The sequence below is a fragment of the Curtobacterium sp. MCLR17_054 genome, assembly GCF_003234335.2.
Lineage (GTDB): Bacteria > Actinomycetota > Actinomycetes > Actinomycetales > Microbacteriaceae > Curtobacterium > Curtobacterium flaccumfaciens.
Genome location: NZ_CP126263.1, coordinates 2,140,106 through 2,157,534, shown reverse-complemented (window position 1 = coordinate 2,157,534; position 17,429 = coordinate 2,140,106). Strand labels below are relative to the sequence as shown.

The following is a 17,429-nucleotide window of genomic DNA, read 5'->3' as shown; positions in this document are numbered from 1 at the left end:
GCTGACCGTATGAGTGCTCGTTCGAAGGCCCGCAAGCGCGCCCTCGACATGCTGTACGTCGCCGAGGTGCGCGAGCTGCCGATCGCGGACGTGCTCGCCACCGAGACGGTCCGGCACCTGGACCAGCCGGAGCGTGCCTCCAGCTGGGACTACGCCCGCCAGATCGTCACGGGTGTCGACGACGCCCGTCACGAGATCGACTCCGTCATCGTCGACCACGCCCAGGGCTGGTCGATCGCCCGGATGCCGGTCCTCGACCGCTGCATCCTGCGGATGGCCGTGTGGGAGCTCCGGTTCAACCCGGAGGTGCCCGACGCCGTCGCGATCGCCGAGGCGGTCGAGCTCGCGCAGTCGCTGTCCACCGAGGACTCCGCCGGCTTCGTCAACGGCGTGCTCGGGGCCGTCGCCGGCGGTCGCGCACCGTCCGGTCGGACGGTCGCAGGAGACCAGGAGTCCCGGTAGGGTTGACCACGTCAGCATCCTTTAATGCCGTCCAGTGAGGCGGGGAAGGGGGTCGACGTGGGAACCAGAACGGTCCTGCAACAGCCCGACATCACGCGTGCCCTGACACGCATCGCGCACGAGATCCTCGAAGCCAACCACGGGGGCTCGGACCTCGTGCTCCTCGGCATCCCGACCCGCGGCGCCGTCCTGGCGGAACGCCTCGGCCGGATCCTGGCCGGCATCGAGCCGGAGTGGTCCTCGGCCGCCGGTGGCATCGGGACGGAGCGTGTCGGCACGCTCGACGTCACCATGCACCGCGACGACCTCGGCCACGGCATCGGCCGCGCGCCGCACCGGACGGTGATCCCCGCCGGCGGCATCGACGGCAAGGTCGTCGTGCTCGTCGACGACGTGCTGTACTCCGGTCGCACCGTCCGCGCCGCGCTCGACGCGCTGCAGGGCATCGGGCGGCCGCGTGCCGTCCGGCTCGCCGTGCTCGTCGACCGCGGCCACCGCGAGCTGCCGATCCGCGCGGACCACGTGGGCAAGAACCTGCCGACCGCGTCCGACGAGCGGGTCACGCTGCACCTGGCCGAGACCGACGGCGACGACACCGTGTTCATCGAGCAGGGGGTGGCGTGATGCGGCACCTGCTCTCGACCGCCGACCTGTCGCGCGACCAGGCCGTCCACATCCTCGACGTGGCCGAGGAGATGGCCGAGGTGAACACGCGCGAGGTCCGGAAGCTCCCGGCCCTGCGCGGCAAGACCGTGGTGAACCTGTTCTTCGAGGACTCCACGCGCACGCGCATCTCGTTCGAGGCCGCCGCGAAGCGCCTGTCCGCCGACGTCCTGAACTTCGCGGCGAAGGGCTCGAGCGTCTCCAAGGGCGAATCCCTGAAGGACACCGTGCAGACCCTCGGCGCGATGGGCATCGACGGCATCGTCATGCGCCACGGTGCATCGGGCGCGCCGCGGGTGCTCGCCGACGCCGACTGGATCGACGTGCCGGTGGTCAACGCCGGTGACGGCACCCACGAACACCCGACGCAGGCGCTGCTCGACGCCTTCACCATGCGCCGCCGCCTGCACGGCGCCGGCTCGCGCGGTCAGGGCCTCGACGGCGTGCGCGTCCTGATCATCGGCGACGTGCTGCACAGCCGGGTCGCCCGGTCGAACGCCTGGCTGCTCCGCACCCTCGGCGCGAGCGTGACCTTCGCCGCGCCGCCGACGCTGCTGCCCGCCACCCCGTCGCCGTTCGGCGCCGCGGTGCACCACGACCTCGACACCGCCCTGGCCGAGGACCCGGACGTCGTCATGACGCTCCGCATCCAGCAGGAGCGGATGAACGACGCCTTCTTCCCGAACCCGCGCGAGTACACGCGGCACTGGGGCCTGACGGCGGCGCGCTTCGGGCGGCTGTCCGAGCGCACGCTGATCATGCACCCCGGCCCGATGAACCGTGGGCTCGAGATCGCCGGCGTCGCCGCCGACGACCCCCGTTCGACCGTCGTCGAGCAGGTCGAGAACGGCGTCTCGGTCCGGATGGCCGTCCTCTACCTCGCCCTGACGGGCAGTGCCGGAACCGGCACCGACGCGAAGGAGTCCGCCGCATGACCGCTCACCTGATCCGTGGCGCGCAGCTGGTCGACGGCTCGCGTGCCGACATCCGCCTGGAGGCCGGGCACATCACCGCGGTCGGGTCCGGTCTCGACACGGCCGGCGCCACCACCGTGGACGCGGACGGCCTCATCGCCCTGCCCGGTCTCGTGGACCTCCACACGCACCTGCGCGAGCCCGGTCACGAGGAGTCCGAGACCGTCCTCACCGGCTCGCGTGCCGCGGCCGCCGGCGGCTTCACCGCCGTGAACGCCATGGCCAACTCGAGCCCCGTCGCCGACACTGCCGGGGTCGTCGAGCAGGTCCAGGCACTCGGTGACGACGCGGGCTACGTGACGGTCCGCCCGATCGGCGCCGTGTCGCAGGGGCTGCAGGGCACGCACCTGTCCGAGATCGGTGCGATGGCGACCTCGCGGGCGAAGGTCCGGGTGTTCTCGGACGACGGCTCCTGCGTGGCCGACCCGCTGCTCATGCGCCGCGCACTCGAGTACATCAAGGGCTTCGGCGGGGTGCTCGCGCAGCACGCCCAGGAGCCCCGGCTGACCATCGGCGCGCAGATGAACGAGGGCCGGCTGTCCTCGGAGCTCGGCCTCGCCGGCTGGCCCGCCGTCGCGGAAGAGGCGATCATCGCCCGAGACGTCCTGCTCGCCGACCACGTCGGAGCACGTCTGCACGTCTGCCACGTCTCGACGGCCGGCAGCGTCGAGGTGATCCGGTGGGCGAAGTCCCGCGGCATCGACGTCACGGCCGAGGTCACCCCGCACCACCTGGTGCTCACCGAGGACCTCATCGCCGGCCACGACGGTGCGCCCGGCTACGACGCCCGCTACAAGGTGAACCCGCCGCTCCGCGCCCGCGAGGACGTCGAGGCGCTCCGCGCGGCCCTGGCCGACGGCACCATCGACATCGTCGCGACCGACCACGCACCGCACACCGCCGAGGCGAAGTGCTGCGAGTGGCCCGCCGCCGCCAACGGCATGGTCGGCCTCGAATCGGCGCTGAGCGTGGTGCAGTCCGCCGTGGTCGACGACGGCCGGCTCGACTGGGCCGACGTCGCCCGGGTGCTGTCCGAGGCGCCGGCGCGGATCGGCCAGGTCGAGGGGCACGGGCAGCGCATCGCCGAGGGAGCACCCGCCGAGATCACGCTCTACGACCCGTCGGCCCGCCGCGAGTTCGCGGTCACCGACCTCGCCGGGCAGTCGCAGAACTCGCCGTACCTCGGCATGACGCTGCCCGGCCGGGTCGTCGCGACCTTCCACCAGGGGTACGCGACGGTGCTCGACGGCCGGGTCGTCGACGCGGACACGATCGCGGCGCACGCCGCGGCGCTCCGGACAGGGGCGCGCGCATGAGCGGCGACGCGCAGCGCTGGCTCCTCGGCGCGGTGATCCTGCTCGCGGTCGCCGCCCTGTTCGTCGCGATGGCGCGCACCTGGCGGACGCGGACCAGGAAACAGGCGGAAGCCGTGCCTCCAGTCCGCGTGCCGGCCGACCTGGCACCGGCGGTCGGGTCGTGGGACGGGTTCACCGTCGCGACGACCCGCGCCGACCAGCCGTTGGAACGCATCACCGCGGGCGGCCTCGGGTTCCGCGGCCGCGGCGGGGTGACGGTCCACGCGACCGGCGTGGTGATGCGCCTCGCCGGTACCGACGACCGCTGGATCGCGCGCGACGCGGTCCGCGGCGCCGACCGCTCCACGTGGGCGATCGACCGAGTGGTCGAACCCGGGGGACTGGTCCGTCTGCGATGGACGGCGACCGGCGCCGCAGGTGCGACGGACCTGGACACCTACTTCCGGTTCCCGGAGGGCGACGCAGCCGCGCTGCACGCCCTGCAGGGACTGACCGAGACCGGGCCGCAGGCGACTGCGGCCGATGCTCCGCGAACCGCGGGCGAAGGGAAGAAAGCATGACACGCGAACGGGCCGTCCTGGTCCTCGAAGACGGCACCCGGTACGACGGCTGGGCCTACGGCGCCCGTGGGCGCACGCTCGGCGAGGTGGTCTTCGCGACCGGCATGACCGGCTACCAGGAGACGCTGACCGACCCCTCCTACGCCGGACAGATCGTGGTGCAGACCGCGCCGCACATCGGCAACACCGGGGTGAACGACGAGGACCCCGAGTCCCGTCGCATCTGGGTCGCCGGGTACGTGGTGCGCGACCCCAGCCGCGTGGTGTCGAACCACCGCGCGAACGCGACGCTCGACGACCACCTGGTGCGCGACGGCATCGTCGGCATCTCCGGCATCGACACCCGCGCACTCACCCGCCGCATCCGTGACGCCGGCGCCATGAAGGGCGGCGTCTTCAGCGGTGCGGACGCCGCACTGTCGGCCGAGTCGCAGCTGGACGCGGTCGTGTCGCAGGCGACGATGGCCGGCGCGAGCTTCTCGGCGGTCGTGTCCACCCCGGAGACCTACGTCGTCCCCGCCGTGGGCGAGCAGATCGGCACCCTGGCCGTGCTCGACCTCGGCGTGAAGGCCTCGACCACCCGGTACCTCGCCGCCCGCGGCTTCGAGGTGCACGTGGTGCCGCAGGACATCTCCGCCGCGGAGCTGGAAGCCCTCGCACCGGACGCCCTGTTCTACTCGAACGGCCCCGGCGACCCCGCCGCGTCGGACGCACAGGTGGAGCTGCTGCAGGACAGTCTGCGCACCGGCCGCCCCTTCTTCGGTATCTGCTTCGGCAACCAGCTGCTCGGCCGCGCGCTCGGCTTCGGCACCTACAAGCTGCCCTTCGGCCACCGCGGCATCAACCAGCCGGTGCTCGACACGACCACGGGCAAGGTCGAGATCACGAGCCAGAACCACGGCTTCGCGGTCGACGCGCCCCTCGGCGAGGTCCTCGAGTCCCCAGCCGGGTTCGGTCGGGTCGAGGTCTCGCACTACTCGCTGAACGACAACGTGGTCGAGGGCCTCCGCGCGCTCGACGTGCCGGCGTTCAGCGTGCAGTACCACCCCGAGGCCGCCGCCGGACCGCACGACAGCATGTACCTCTTCGACCGGTTCGCGGACATGGTGCGCGAGCGTCGCGACGGGGAGCCGCTCGACGCGGCCACCGCCGACGCCACGACCCCCGCAGCAGACATCACCAAGGAAGCGAACTGATGCCCAAGCGCGCAGACATCAACTCCGTCCTCGTCATCGGCTCCGGCCCGATCGTCATCGGTCAGGCCGCCGAGTTCGACTACTCCGGCACCCAGGCGTGCCGCGTCCTCCGGGCCGAGGGCGTCCGGGTCATCCTGGTCAACCCGAACCCGGCGACGATCATGACCGACCCCGACTTCGCCGACGCGACCTACATCGAGCCGATCACGAACGCGTCGCTCGAGGAGATCATCCGCATCGAGAAGCCGGACGCGGTCCTGCCGACCCTCGGCGGCCAGACGGCCCTGAACGCGGCCATCGCGCTCGACGAGGCCGGCATCCTCGCGAAGCACGGCGTCGAGCTCATCGGCGCGAAGGTCGAGGCGATCCAGCGCGGCGAGGACCGCCAGCTCTTCAAGGAGCTCGTCCTCGAGTCCGGCGCCGACGTCGCCCGCAGCCACATCGCGCACACGTTGGAGGAAGCGAAGGAGTTCGCGAAGGACCTCGGGTACCCGCTGGTCGTCCGCCCGTCCTTCACCATGGGCGGCCTCGGCTCGGGCTTCGCGTACAACGAGGCCGAACTCGTCCGCTTCGTCGGCGACGGGCTGCAGTCCAGCCCGACGACCGAGGTCCTGCTCGAGGAGTCCATCCTCGGCTGGAAGGAGTACGAGCTCGAGCTGATGCGCGACAACTACGACAACACCGTCGTCATCTGCTCCATCGAGAACGTCGACCCGGTCGGCGTCCACACGGGTGACTCGATCACGGTCGCCCCCGCGCTGACCCTGACCGACCGCGAGTACCAGAACATGCGGAACATCGGCATCGACATCATCCGTCGTGTCGGCGTCGACACCGGTGGCTGCAACATCCAGTTCGCCGTCGACCCGTCCAACGGCCGCGTCATCGTCATCGAGATGAACCCCCGCGTGTCCCGCTCGTCGGCCCTCGCCTCGAAGGCCACGGGCTTCCCGATCGCCAAGATCGCCGCGAAGCTCGCGATCGGCTACCGGCTCGACGAGATCGAGAACGACATCACGAAGGTCACCCCGGCGAGCTTCGAGCCGACGCTCGACTACGTGGTCGTGAAGACCCCGCGGTTCGCGTTCGAGAAGTTCCCGGCCGCCGACGCCACCCTGACCACGACGATGAAGAGCGTCGGCGAGGCGATGGCCATCGGCCGGAACTACGCCACGGCACTGCAGAAGTCGCTGCGCTCGCTCGAGAAGCGCGGGTCGAGCTTCCACTGGGACACTCCGGCGTCCGAGCTCGACAAGGACGCCCTGCTGGCGAAGTCGTCGATCCCGACCGACGGCCGCATCGTCACGGTCCAGCAGGCCCTGGTCGCGGGCGCCACCGCGGACGAGGTCTTCGAGGCCACCAAGATCGACCCCTGGTTCATCGACCAGATCGTGCTCATCAACGAGGTCGCGGACGAGGTCCGGGCCGCCGAGACCCTCGACGCGGACACGATGCGCTGGGCGAAGGAGCACGGCTTCAGCGACACCCAGATCGCAAGCCTGCGCAGCACGGATGCGGCTCCGGTCTCCGAGCAGCAGGTCCGTGACGCACGGCACGCCCAGGGCATCCGACCGGTCTTCAAGACCGTGGACACCTGCGCCGGCGAGTTCCCCGCCCTGACGCCGTACCACTACTCGTCGTACGACACCGAGACCGAGATCACGCCGAGCGACCGCAAGAAGGTCGTCATCCTCGGCTCCGGGCCGAACCGCATCGGACAGGGCGTCGAGTTCGACTACTCGTGCGTGCACGCGTCCTTCGCGCTGAGCGCCGCCGGGTTCGAGACGATCATGATCAACTGCAACCCCGAGACCGTGTCGACCGACTACGACACCTCGGACCGCCTGTACTTCGAACCGCTGACCGCCGAGGACGTCCTCGAGGTCATCGAGGCCGAGGCCGCGTCCGGCGAACTCGTCGGCGTCGTCGTGCAGCTCGGTGGCCAGACCGCACTGGGTCTGGCGAAGCCGCTCGAGGCCGCGGGCATCCCGATCCTCGGCACCAGCCCCACCGCGATCGACTCGGCCGAGGAGCGCGGGCAGTTCTCCGCCATCCTCGACGCCGCCGGCCTGCTCGCACCGCGGAACGGCACCGCCCACGACCTGGCCAGCGCGACCACGGTGGCCGAGGAGATCGGGTACCCCGTCCTCGTCCGCCCGTCGTTCGTGCTCGGCGGCCGCGGCATGGAGATCCTGTACGACTCCCCGTCGCTGGCGGACTACTTCGACCGGATGGCCGACCAGGCGATCATCGGCCCGGAGCTCCCGCTGCTGGTCGACCGGTTCCTGGACGACGCCGTGGAGATCGACGTCGACGCGCTCTTCGACGGCGAGCGGCTCTACATCGGCGGCATCATGGAGCACCTCGAAGAGGCCGGCATCCACTCGGGCGACTCGGCCTGCACCCTGCCCCCGGTCGGCCTCGGCCGCGCGGAGATCCAGGGCGTCGTCGACGCGACCGAGAAGATCGCCCGCGGCATCGGCGTGCAGGGCCTGCTCAACGTCCAGTTCGCCATCGGCGCCGGCGTGCTCTACGTCCTCGAGGCGAACCCGCGCGCCAGCCGCACCGTGCCCTTCGTCTCGAAGGCGCTCGGCATCCCGCTGGCCAAGGCCGCGTCGCGCATCATGACCGGCACCACGGTCGCCGAGCTCGTCGCCGAGGGCATGCTGCCCGAGCGTGACGGGGCGTTCGTGCCCGCGCAGTCGCCGGTCGCCGTGAAGGAGGCCGTGCTGCCCTTCCGTCGCTTCCGCACCCGCGAGGGCCAGGTCGTCGACTCGGTGCTCAGCCCCGAGATGCGCTCCACCGGCGAGGTCATGGGCATCGACCGTGACTTCCCGCGGGCGTTCCTCAAGTCGCAGGACGCCGCGTACGGCGGCCTGCCGACCAGCGGCACGGTCTTCGTGAGCGTCGCCGACACCGACAAGCGCGCGATCGTGCTGCCGGTGCACCGCCTGCAGCAGCTCGGCTTCACGATCATCGCGACCGAGGGCACGGCGGAGATCCTCCGCCGCAACGGCATCGAGGTCGGGATCGTCGGCAAGTACAGCCAGGGCGGCGAGAGCGTCGTCGACCTGCTCGCCCGGGGCGAGGTCGACATCGTCATCAACACGCCGTCGGGTGCCGCCGGTCGTGCGGACGGGTACGAGATCCGTGCGGCCACGGTCGCGGCGGACAAGCCGCTGTTCACGACGATCGCGCAGATCGGGGCGGCCGTCGCGGCGATCGAGACGATCGGTTCGCCGCTCAACGTCCGCAGCCTGCAGGACTACGCGCTCGAGCGCGCGACCTGGTGACGGCTGCCAGCATGGCAACGACCCGGTCGGGAGGCCCGGCCTCCTTCGGCGACCGCCTCGCGTCCGCCATGGGGGAGCGTTCACCGCTCTGCGTCGGGATCGACCCCCACGCCGCCACCCTGGCGGCGTGGGGGCTCGCCCGCGACGAGCAGGGCCTGACGGCGTTCGGCGCGACCCTGGTCGACGCGGCCGCCGGCCGCGCGGCGATCGTGAAGCCGCAGGTCGCCTTCTTCGAGGCGGCGGGGGTGGCGGGCTACCGTGCGCTCGACGCGACGATCCGTCGGGCGCGCGATGCGGGCCTCCTGGTCGTCGCCGACGTGAAGCGGGGCGACATCGGGACCACCGGTGACGACTACGCGCTGGCGTGGCTGGACCGCGACGGGCCGTTCGCGGCCGACGCGATGACGGTGTCGCCGTACCTCGGGTACGGCTCGCTCCGGGGCACGATCGACGTCGCGCGCCGGAACGGTGCCGGGGTCTTCGTGCTCGCGGCGACGAGCAACCCCGAGGCCCGTGTGCTGCAGACCGCGGTGCTCGCGGAAGGACCGCGTACCGGCCGGACGGTCGCGGCCGGTATCGTCTTGGACGTGGCAGACGACAACCGGTCCGTGGGCGATCAGGCCCTCGGCGACGTCGGGCTCGTGCTCGGCGCGACCCTTCACCTCGACGACTTCGGCATCGACGCGGACGCGATCGGCACCGCGCCGGTCCTCGCCCCGGGCTTCGGTGCCCAGGGGGCCCGCATCGAGGACCTCCGTGCGCTGTACGGCGCGCGTGCCGAGCAGGTGCTCGTGAGCGAGTCGCGGGGCCTGCTGACCGACGGTCCGGACGGCGTCGCGGCGCTCGTCACCGAGCGCGCCGACCGCATCCGCACCGCACTGGCGGCGGCAGCGTGACCGACGAGCACGAGGGCCTGCCCGCCCACCGGACCCCGCCAGAGGTGGACCGGGTCGCCGCGGCGAAGGCCGCCGTCGCCGCGCGACGCGCCCGGGCCGCGGTGAAGGCCGCGATCGCGTCGGGGGATCGCTCGGCACTCGACGTCGCCCGTGCCGCGTGGGACGACTCGCTGGTCGAGACGACCTCGGCGGAACGCTCGCTGCGGGTCCGTGACCTGCTCGTCAGCCTGCCGGGCATCGGCCCCGCACGAGCCGAGGCGATCATGGGGACCCTGCGGATCGCCCCGTCGAAGCGCCTCGGCGGCCTGGGGACCCGGCAGCGGACCGCCCTGGCGGACTGGCTCGCCGCCCGGGGTCGCAAGCGTGGCGCCTCGAAGCTCGTCGTGCTCGCCGGACCCACCGCGGTCGGCAAGGGCACGGTCAGCGCGCACATCCGACAGCACTACCCGGACGTCAACCTCAGCGTCTCCGCCACCACCCGGAAGCCGCGCCCCGGCGAGGTCGACGGCGTGCACTACTACTTCGTGGACGACGACGAGTTCGACCGCATGATCCGCGACCGCGAGCTGCTCGAGTGGGCGACCGTCCACAACTCGTACCGCTACGGCACCCCGCGCCCGCCGATCGACCGCGCGCTCGACGCCGGCGAGAAGGTCATGCTCGAGATCGACCTGCAGGGGGCCCGGCAGGTCCGCGACGCCATGCCCGAGGCGGTGCTCGTGTTCCTGCTGCCCCCGACGTGGGAGGAACTGGTGCGCCGGCTGATCGGCCGCGGGACCGAATCCGCGGAGGAACAGGCGCGTCGTCTCGAGACCGCGAAGGTCGAGCTGGCCGCGCAGGACGAGTTCGACGTGCGGATCGTGAACTCCGATGTCGGCACCGCGGCACGTGAGGTCGTAGACTTGTTCTCTGCGCCCTGACGGGTGCACTGACTTCGAGGAGACACCATGGCCAACCCCCAGGGCATCATCGACCCGCCCATCGACGACCTGCTCAGCAAGGTCGAGTCGAAGTACGCGCTCGTCATCTTCGCGTCGAAGCGCGCCCGCCAGATCAACGACTACTACGCCGACCTGCACGAGGGCTCGCTCTTCGACAACGTCGGACCGCTCGTCGACTCGACGATCGACGACAAGCCGCTGTCCGTCGCGCTCCACGAGATCAACGAGGACAAGCTCACCGTCACCAAGCAGCAGCAGCCCACCGACTGATCCCGGTGACTGCAGCTGCTCTCCGCCTCTTCACGTCCGAGTCGGTGACCGAGGGGCACCCCGACAAGATCTGCGACCAGATCTCGGACAGCATCCTCGACGCACTGCTGACGGTCGACCCGAACGCGCGCGTCGCCGTCGAGACGATGGTGACCACCGGGCTCGTGCACGTCGCCGGCGAGGTCACGACCTCCGGCTACGTCGAGATCCCCAAGCTCGTCCGTGACGTCATCACCGGCATCGGCTACAACTCGTCGGACGTCTCGTTCGACGGTGCCACCTGCGGTGTCGAGGTCTCGATCGGCGCGCAGTCGCCCGACATCGCGCAGGGTGTGGACGAGTCGCTCGACTCGCGCACCGGTGCGGTCGACCCGCTCGACCGTCAGGGCGCCGGCGACCAGGGCATCATGTTCGGCTTCGCGACGAACGAGACCCCCGAGTACATGCCGGTCGCGATCTGGCTGGCGCACCGGCTGGCCGAGCGCCTCGCCGCGGTCCGCAAGTCGGGCGAGCTGTCGTTCCTGCGTCCGGACGGCAAGACCCAGGTCACCATCGGGTACGACGGCGTCGTGCCGAAGACCGTCGAGACCGTCGTGCTCTCCACGCAGCACTCGCCGAGCGTCACGCTCGACGAGCTCACCGCGGCGATCACCGAGCACGTGATCCGTCCGGTCCTCGACCTGGTCGACCTCGACTCGTCGCACGTCGACGTCATCGTGAACCCGACCGGTCGCTTCGAGATCGGCGGCCCCCAGGGCGACGCCGGGCTCACCGGCCGCAAGGTGATCGTCGACACCTACGGCGGGGCCTCTCGTCACGGTGGCGGCGCGTTCAGCGGCAAGGACCCGTCGAAGGTCGACCGTTCGGCGGCGTACGCGCTGCGCTGGGTCGCCAAGAACGCGGTCGCCGCGGGGCTGGCCGACCGGCTCGAGGTGCAGGTCGCCTACGCGATCGGCCGTGCAAAGCCCGTCGGGCTGTACGTCGAGACCTTCGGCACCGGACACGTCGACGACGCCACGATCGAGGCCGCCATCCGCCAGGTCTTCGACCTGCGTCCGGCCGCGATCATCCGCGACCTCGACCTGCTCCGGCCGATCTACGCGCAGACCGCGACCTACGGCCACTTCGGCCGCGAGCTCCCCGGGTTCACGTGGGAGCAGCTCGACCGTGTCGAGGAACTCCGCGCCGCCGCAGGACTCGTCGCCGCGACCGTCTGAAGCACCGCGTGACCACCGTCGCGCGCGTCGTCCTCGACTCGCCGCTCCCGCAGTTGGACCGTCTGTTCGACTACCGGGTGCCGGCCGAGCTCGAGGACGACTGCGTCGCGGGGGTCCGCGTCAAGGTGCCGCTGCGCACCGGGGCCCGGATGTCCGACGGCTACGTGGTCGAGATCGTCACCGAGGGCGAGTACCCGGGGGAACTCAGTCAGATCGAGGCCGTGCTGTCCCCGGTGCCCGTGCTCGCGCCGGAGATCTGGACCCTCGCGCGTGCCGTCGCCGACCGGGCCGCGGGTGTCGCCTCCGACGTCCTGCGCCTGGCCGTGCCGCCGCGGCAGGTGCGCGCCGAGAAGGCCTGGCTCGCCCGGGACACCGCGTGGTCGCCGCCGCCGGTGACCGCCCCGCCCGTCACCGGCTACGCCGACGGCGTCCTGGAGGCCGTGGTGACGGAGCACGGACGCGCCGCGGTCGCCGCCGTGCCCCAGCCCGTGGCGGTGGGTGACGCGGACGCACCGGTCTGGGTGCCGGGATGGGCCGCGACGCTCGCCCAGGCTGCGGCGCACACCCTGGCGGCCGAGCAGTCCGCGGTGGTCGCCGTGCCGGACTTCCGCGACGTCATCGACCTCGAGCGTGCCCTGCTCGCGGTGCTGCCGCCGGAACGGGTGGTGCGGTTCGACGCCAAGCAGACGAACGGGCAGCGCGCGAAGGCCCTGCTGCAGGCCCGCACGCACCCGGTGGTCGCGATCGGCAACCGCACGGCGATGTACGCGCCGGCGACGGAGCTCGGCCTGATCGCGATGTGGGACGACGGCGACGCCTCGTTCATCGAGCAGCGGGCGCCCTACGTGCACACGCGTGACGTGGCCCTGGTGCGGGCCGCCCAGTCCGGGGCCGCGCTGCTGTTCGTCTCGCACGCGCGCAGCACCGACGTGCAACGGCTGGTGGAGCTGCACTGGCTGCAGGACGTCGTGCCCTACCGCGTGAAGACGCCGAAGGTCATCCCCACCGTGCAGCAGACCGGGGCCGAGGGGTTCGCCGCACAGGCGCGCATCCCGAGCTCCGCCTGGCGTGCCGCGCGCGAGGCCAGCCAGCACGGTGCCGTCCTGGTGCAGGTCGCGAGCCCGGGCTTCGGCACCGGGCTGGTCTGCGCCGAGTGCGGCGAACGCGCGCACTGCCGCGTCTGCGGCGGGCCGCTCGGCAGCCCGCACCGCGGCGCCACGCCCGAGTGCCGGTTCTGCGGCGCCCTGGCCGTCGGGTTCCGCTGCCCGACGTGCGGCAACGGCACCGTGAAGCCGGTCGGCCAGGGGGCACAGCGCACCGCGGAGGAGCTCGGGCGGGCGTTCCCCGGCACCCGGATCATCGTCGCGGACGGCTCCCGCCCGCTCGACGAGGTTCCCGCCAAGCCATCGGTCGTCGTCGCCACCCGTGGGGCCGAGCCGTCGGTGCCGGGCGGGTACGCCTGCGTGCTGCTGCTCGACGGCGAGAAGATGCTCGCCCGCGAAGGGCTGCGGGTGCAGGAGGACGTGCTGCGCTTCTGGACGAACGCCGCCGCGAAGTCGGCCCCCGGTGCCGAGGTGTACCTGGTCGGGATCGGTGGGCGGCTGGCGTCGGCGATGGCCCTGTGGCGGCTCGACGGTCCCGCGCACGACGAGCTCACCGACCGCCGCGAACTCCACTTCCCGCCGGCGGTGCGGGTGGCGACGATGACCGGCACCGACGAGGCCGTCACCGCTGCGGTCGAGGCCCTCGGCGACGCCGTCGTCGGTCCGGTGCTCGGCCCGGTCCCGGTCGAGGACGACACGTTGCCGGGTACGGTCCGGGCGATCGTGCGGTTCCCGTACGCGCACGGGGCCGAGGTCGCCGCGACGCTCAAGGCCGAGGTGATCCGGCGCTCGTCGACCCGGCGGGTGCTCAAGGGTGGCAACCGACGACGGGCCGCTCCGACGCTGCGGGTGCGGTTGGACGACGCGGAGCCGTTCTCCGAGGTCTGACGCCGCCGGTCCCGGGCGGGCCCGGGCGCTGCACGACGCAGAACGACACCGCCGGCGTCGTGGGACGTCGGCGGTGTCGTTCGGGGTCTGCCGCCGTGCGGCGACCGGCTGGTGCGGGTCGGTCAGGCGTTGGCGGGCCGACGACGCTCGCGCGGCAGCACGACGCCGAGGGCGACCATGCCGATGGCGAGGACGAGGTGCAGCCAGTTGTCGGCGTTGTTCAGCGGGACGAAGTTCGCACCCGAGCTGTGGCCGGCGGTGAACAGGCCGTAGATCCACAGCACGAAGTAGACGATCCCGCCGAGCACCAGGTACATCCGCGAGCCGGAAGCGCGGTTGGCGGCGAGCAGTCCGACGACGCCGAACAGCAGGTGCACGATGTTGTGCAGCACGGAGACCTGGAAGATGCCGAGCAGCATGCCCATCGACTCGTGTCCGGCCCCGGCCAGGTCGCCGGTCGTGATGCCGGGGACGAAGCCGGCGATCCCGACGAGCAGGAACACGATGCCGACCACGAGGGCGGCCTTCTGGACGGACGAACCGGCGTAGCGGTTGGTGGCGGTGGTGACGTCACTCATGGTGTCTCCTGATCTCAGCGCGGCTGCGCGGGGTTGGTGGGCACGCCGTGGGACGGCGGGTTGATCGTCGGACCGGCGGTGGCCGGCGTGACGTCCGCTGGTGCCGAGGCCCCCGCAGACGTCTCGGGGAGGTGCTCCGGCACGGAACCGGTCGGCTCCGCACCGCCGTCCAGGGCCTCGATCCGGTGACGGATCCGCTCCAGCACCGGCAACCGTGCGCCGTGGGCGTGCTCGTGGTCGAGCAGCACCTGGAGCTGTTCGCGGTCGAGGGCCGTCAGGTGCTCCGTCAGGTTGCCGAGCGGGACGTGGTCGAAGTCCGGGATGGGCAGGTCTCGGTCGGTCATGGTGCTCCTTCCGTCGATGCAGCCAGAACCTACGCAGCCCACGCTCTGCTGGTGCACAGGCAGAGCCGAGCACCGCGTGCTCCGGACAGGCGGTCGGGGTCGGGTGGGGCCGTCGGCGTGGGAGGATCGAACCCATGCGTCTCGTCGTCGCCGGCAGCCCCGCTGCGGCCGTCCCCACCCTCCGCCGTCTGGCGGCGTCCGACCACGAGATCGCCGCGGTGCTCACGCGGCCGGCCACCCCGCAGGGCCGGAAGCGTGTCCTCACCCCGACCCCGGTGGCCGTCGTCGCCGCGGAGCTCGGACTGCCGGTCATCGAGGCCTCGCGTGTCGACGACGCCGTCACCGCCCGGATCGCGGACCTCGACGTCGACCTCGGCGTGATCGTCGCCTACGGCGCACTGCTCCGCCGCCCGGCCCTCGACGCCCCGCGGCACGGGTGGATCAACCTGCACTTCTCCGACCTGCCGGCGTACCGCGGTGCGGCTCCCGTGCAGCGTGCGGTGATGGCCGGCGACACCCAGACCGCCGCCACGGTCTTCCAGCTGGTCGAGTCGCTCGACGCCGGCCCGGTCTACGCCGCCCTGCCCTTCGAGATCGACCCCGAAGCGACCTCGGGTGAGGTCCTCGCGGCGATGGCCGAGGTCGGCGCCGACGTGGTGGCGGACGTCGTGGACGCCATCGCCGCCGGCACCGCCGTCGCGACCGAGCAGTCCGGCGAGCCCACGCTCGCCCCGAAGCTCACGATCGGCGACGGCCGCACCGACTTCGCCGCGCCCGCCGCCTCCGTGCACGCGCGGCTGCGCGGGGTCACGCCCGAGCCCGGCGCGTACGCCCACCTGGGCGAGACCCGCGTGAAGCTGCTCCGCAGCACGATCGAGCCTGGAGGCACGCAGGACCCCGCCCCGTCGCTCGCGCCCGGTGCGCTCGCACTCCACGGCGGTCGGCTGCTGGTCGGGACCGCCGACACCCCGCTGGTGCTGCTCGAGGTGCAGCCGGCGGGCAAGAAGGCGATGGACGCCGCCGCCTGGGCCCGTGGCCTCGGCGAACTGGACGGGAAGGTCCTCGCATGAGCCCCCAGACGAAGCCCCAGGGTGCCCGCCGCGGCCCGCGTCCGGCGAGTGCCCGCCGCGTGGCGTTCGACGTGCTCCGCGCCGTGCAGGTCGACGACGCCTACGCGAACCTGCTGCTGCCGACGCGCATCCGCCGCGCCGGGCTCACCGCCCGCGACGCCGGGTTCGCGACCGAGCTCACCTACGGGTCGATCCGGATGCTCGGTCGCTACGACGTGATCATCGCGCTGGCATCCGGTCGCCGGGCCGAGAACATCGAGGCGGACGTCCTCGACGTGATGCGTCTCGGTGCGCACCAGCTGCTCGCCATGCGCACCCCGACGCACGCCGCCGTCGACGCCACGGTCGAGCTCGCCCGTGAGGTCGGTGCCCGCCGCGCCACCGGGTTCGTGAACGCCGTGATGCGCAAGATCGCCGCCCGCACCGACCAGGAGTGGGACGCCCTGATCACCGAGGGCCGCGCCGGGGACGCCCTGCTCGCCACCCGCTGGTCGCACCCGGTCTGGGTCGTCTCGGCGCTCCGCGACGCCCTGGCCGCCGAACGTTCCCGCGACGAGCTCGCCGCCCTGCTCGCCGCCGACAACGCCGCACCCCGGGTGCAGCTCGCGGCCCTGCCCGGCCTCGCCACCGACGAGGACATCGCCACCGCGACCGCCCGCACCGCCCCGGACGACGACATCGATGCCGCGTTCGCCGACGCGACCGGTGCGGACGACGTGCCCGCGGCCCTGGTGCCCGCCGACGACGAACCGGAGGCCGACGGCGCGACCGGCACCGTGCCTCCCGTCCGGGCCGGCGAGCCCGTTGTGCAGGCGGACGCCGCGCCGGTGTCGCCCGTCGGCATCCGCGGCATCAGCGGCGACCCGGCGCGTGTGCCGGGCGTCGCCGCCGGACGCCTGCGCGTGCAGGACGAGGGGTCGCAGCTCGCCGCGCTGGCGCTGAGCCGCTCGTCGGACGTGCGTGCGGGGGAGCGGTGGCTCGACATGTGTGCCGGGCCCGGCGGCAAGGCCGCACTGCTCGCCGCCGAGGCGCAGCAGGGCGGGGCGACCCTGGTCGCCAACGAACTCGTGCCCGCCCGCGCCGGCCTCGTGCGGAACGCGCTCGGTGTGTTCGGCGACCACGTGCGGGTCGTCGAGGGTGACGCCCGTCGGTACGGACGCGACGGCACCGGGATGACCTTCGACCGCATCCTGCTCGACGCCCCGTGCACCGGGCTCGGCGCGCTGCGTCGTCGGCCGGAGGCACGCTGGCGGAAGCTCCCCGAGGACGTCGAGGAGCTCGCTGCCCTGCAGACCGAACTGCTCGACGCCGCTGTTCGGGTGCTCGCACCGGGCGGGACCCTGGCGTACGTGACGTGCTCGCCGCACCTGGCCGAGACCCGTGGGCAGGTCGACGCGCTGATGGGGCGGCACGGGGACCGGCTCGAGCAGCTCGACACCGCCGCGATCGTCCGGGGTGTCGCCGCACGCGACCCCGAGATCGCGGACGGCGCCACCGCGCAGCTGTGGCCGCACCGCATCGGGACGGACGCGATGTTCATCGCGCTGTTCCGTCGCGTCGACTGAGGAGGTTGCCCCACTGGAACGCTTCTGATATGTTGGTTCCACAAGACCGGTTCCGCCTGCGAAAGCAGGTCCAGGGCCGGTCCTCTTCGTGTA

At 72.5% G+C, this 17,429-nt stretch carries 16 protein-coding genes; 14 read left to right on the top strand and 2 right to left on the bottom strand.

Going from position 1 to position 17,429, the window contains the following annotated elements:
- Positions 1 to 9: 9 nt before the first annotated feature.
- From nusB to DEJ08_RS10250, 12 genes are read left to right on the top strand one after another with little or no spacing between them, the layout of a single operon-like run.
- Positions 10 to 462, top strand: a complete 453-nt coding sequence (gene nusB / locus DEJ08_RS10305; protein ID WP_027465744.1) for a transcription antitermination factor NusB — start codon at positions 10 to 12, stop codon at positions 460 to 462.
- Between the two features lie 24 nt (positions 463 to 486).
- The gene (pyrR, locus tag DEJ08_RS10300) at positions 487 to 1,086 is read left to right on the top strand and encodes a bifunctional pyr operon transcriptional regulator/uracil phosphoribosyltransferase PyrR (protein ID WP_017887177.1); all 600 of its coding nucleotides are present in this window, start codon (positions 487 to 489) and stop codon (positions 1,084 to 1,086) included.
- Entirely contained in the window at positions 1,086 to 2,060 is a 975-nt protein-coding gene (locus tag DEJ08_RS10295) for an aspartate carbamoyltransferase catalytic subunit (protein ID WP_071403715.1), read from the top strand. Before pyrR ends, DEJ08_RS10295 begins: the two co-directional genes overlap by 1 nt.
- A complete protein-coding gene (locus tag DEJ08_RS10290; RefSeq protein ID WP_111053964.1) occupies positions 2,057 to 3,415 on the top strand; it encodes a dihydroorotase in 1,359 nt (452 codons plus the stop codon). The genes DEJ08_RS10295 and DEJ08_RS10290 overlap by 4 nt, the downstream gene beginning before the upstream one ends.
- A complete protein-coding gene (locus DEJ08_RS10285) occupies positions 3,412 to 3,975 on the top strand; it encodes a PH-like domain-containing protein (RefSeq protein WP_051596738.1) in 564 nt (187 codons plus the stop codon). The genes DEJ08_RS10290 and DEJ08_RS10285 overlap by 4 nt, the downstream gene beginning before the upstream one ends.
- Positions 3,972 to 5,171 (top strand): glutamine-hydrolyzing carbamoyl-phosphate synthase small subunit, encoded by a 1,200-nt coding sequence (gene carA / locus DEJ08_RS10280; protein WP_071403717.1) that lies wholly within the window; start codon positions 3,972 to 3,974, stop codon positions 5,169 to 5,171. Before DEJ08_RS10285 ends, carA begins: the two co-directional genes overlap by 4 nt.
- The gene (gene carB, locus DEJ08_RS10275) at positions 5,171 to 8,464 is read left to right on the top strand and encodes a carbamoyl-phosphate synthase large subunit (protein WP_111053963.1); all 3,294 of its coding nucleotides are present in this window, start codon (positions 5,171 to 5,173) and stop codon (positions 8,462 to 8,464) included. The genes carA and carB overlap by 1 nt, the downstream gene beginning before the upstream one ends.
- A gap of 11 nt (positions 8,465 to 8,475) precedes the next feature.
- Positions 8,476 to 9,360 carry an orotidine-5'-phosphate decarboxylase gene (gene pyrF / locus DEJ08_RS10270; protein ID WP_111046412.1) on the top strand — a complete coding sequence of 295 codons (885 nt, stop codon included), beginning with the start codon at positions 8,476 to 8,478 and terminating at the stop codon, positions 9,358 to 9,360.
- On the top strand, positions 9,357 to 10,280 hold the full coding sequence (gene gmk / locus DEJ08_RS10265) for a guanylate kinase (protein WP_258367003.1): 924 nt from the start codon (positions 9,357 to 9,359) through the stop codon (positions 10,278 to 10,280). Before pyrF ends, gmk begins: the two co-directional genes overlap by 4 nt.
- Before the next feature lie 27 nt (positions 10,281 to 10,307).
- Positions 10,308 to 10,571: a DNA-directed RNA polymerase subunit omega gene (rpoZ, locus tag DEJ08_RS10260; protein WP_017887186.1), complete on the top strand. Its 264-nt coding sequence runs from the start codon at positions 10,308 to 10,310 to the stop codon at positions 10,569 to 10,571.
- A gap of 5 nt (positions 10,572 to 10,576) precedes the next feature.
- Entirely contained in the window at positions 10,577 to 11,788 is a 1,212-nt protein-coding gene (gene metK / locus DEJ08_RS10255; protein WP_110858970.1) for a methionine adenosyltransferase, read from the top strand.
- 8 nt (positions 11,789 to 11,796) lie between these two features.
- A complete protein-coding gene (locus DEJ08_RS10250; protein WP_111053962.1) occupies positions 11,797 to 13,779 on the top strand; it encodes a primosomal protein N' family DNA-binding protein in 1,983 nt (660 codons plus the stop codon).
- A gap of 122 nt (positions 13,780 to 13,901) precedes the next feature.
- On the opposite strand, the gene DEJ08_RS10245 is transcribed toward DEJ08_RS10250, so the two are convergent.
- A complete protein-coding gene (locus DEJ08_RS10245; protein WP_111029258.1) occupies positions 13,902 to 14,357 on the bottom strand; it encodes a DUF4383 domain-containing protein in 456 nt (151 codons plus the stop codon).
- Positions 14,358 to 14,371: 14 nt separating this feature from the next.
- The gene (locus tag DEJ08_RS10240) at positions 14,372 to 14,701 is read right to left on the bottom strand and encodes a DUF8129 domain-containing protein (protein WP_111029259.1); all 330 of its coding nucleotides are present in this window, start codon (positions 14,699 to 14,701) and stop codon (positions 14,372 to 14,374) included.
- A 134-nt stretch (positions 14,702 to 14,835) separates the two neighbouring features.
- On the opposite strand from DEJ08_RS10240, the gene DEJ08_RS10235 reads away from it, so the two are divergent.
- Both DEJ08_RS10235 and DEJ08_RS10230 read left to right on the top strand, forming a co-directional pair.
- The gene (locus DEJ08_RS10235) at positions 14,836 to 15,771 is read left to right on the top strand and encodes a methionyl-tRNA formyltransferase (RefSeq protein ID WP_111053961.1); all 936 of its coding nucleotides are present in this window, start codon (positions 14,836 to 14,838) and stop codon (positions 15,769 to 15,771) included.
- Complete coding sequence (locus DEJ08_RS10230; RefSeq protein ID WP_258367002.1) at positions 15,768 to 17,336, top strand: RsmB/NOP family class I SAM-dependent RNA methyltransferase; 1,569 nt, start codon at positions 15,768 to 15,770, stop codon at positions 17,334 to 17,336. Before DEJ08_RS10235 ends, DEJ08_RS10230 begins: the two co-directional genes overlap by 4 nt.
- Positions 17,337 to 17,429: the final 93 nt, after the last annotated feature.

Coding starts and splice junctions, on each gene's coding strand:
- nusB (WP_027465744.1), top strand. CDS start 10: ATGAGTGCTCGTTCGAAGGCCCGCAAGCGCGCCCTCGACATGCTGTAC.
- pyrR (WP_017887177.1), top strand. CDS start 487: ATGCCGTCCAGTGAGGCGGGGAAGGGGGTCGACGTGGGAACCAGAACG.
- DEJ08_RS10295 (WP_071403715.1), top strand. CDS start 1,086: ATGCGGCACCTGCTCTCGACCGCCGACCTGTCGCGCGACCAGGCCGTC.
- DEJ08_RS10290 (WP_111053964.1), top strand. CDS start 2,057: ATGACCGCTCACCTGATCCGTGGCGCGCAGCTGGTCGACGGCTCGCGT.
- DEJ08_RS10285 (WP_051596738.1), top strand. CDS start 3,412: ATGAGCGGCGACGCGCAGCGCTGGCTCCTCGGCGCGGTGATCCTGCTC.
- carA (WP_071403717.1), top strand. CDS start 3,972: ATGACACGCGAACGGGCCGTCCTGGTCCTCGAAGACGGCACCCGGTAC.
- carB (WP_111053963.1), top strand. CDS start 5,171: ATGCCCAAGCGCGCAGACATCAACTCCGTCCTCGTCATCGGCTCCGGC.
- pyrF (WP_111046412.1), top strand. CDS start 8,476: ATGGCAACGACCCGGTCGGGAGGCCCGGCCTCCTTCGGCGACCGCCTC.
- rpoZ (WP_017887186.1), top strand. CDS start 10,308: ATGGCCAACCCCCAGGGCATCATCGACCCGCCCATCGACGACCTGCTC.
- DEJ08_RS10245 (WP_111029258.1), bottom strand. CDS start 14,357: ATGAGTGACGTCACCACCGCCACCAACCGCTACGCCGGTTCGTCCGTC.
- DEJ08_RS10240 (WP_111029259.1), bottom strand. CDS start 14,701: ATGACCGACCGAGACCTGCCCATCCCGGACTTCGACCACGTCCCGCTC.
- DEJ08_RS10235 (WP_111053961.1), top strand. CDS start 14,836: ATGCGTCTCGTCGTCGCCGGCAGCCCCGCTGCGGCCGTCCCCACCCTC.
- DEJ08_RS10230 (WP_258367002.1), top strand. CDS start 15,768: ATGAGCCCCCAGACGAAGCCCCAGGGTGCCCGCCGCGGCCCGCGTCCG.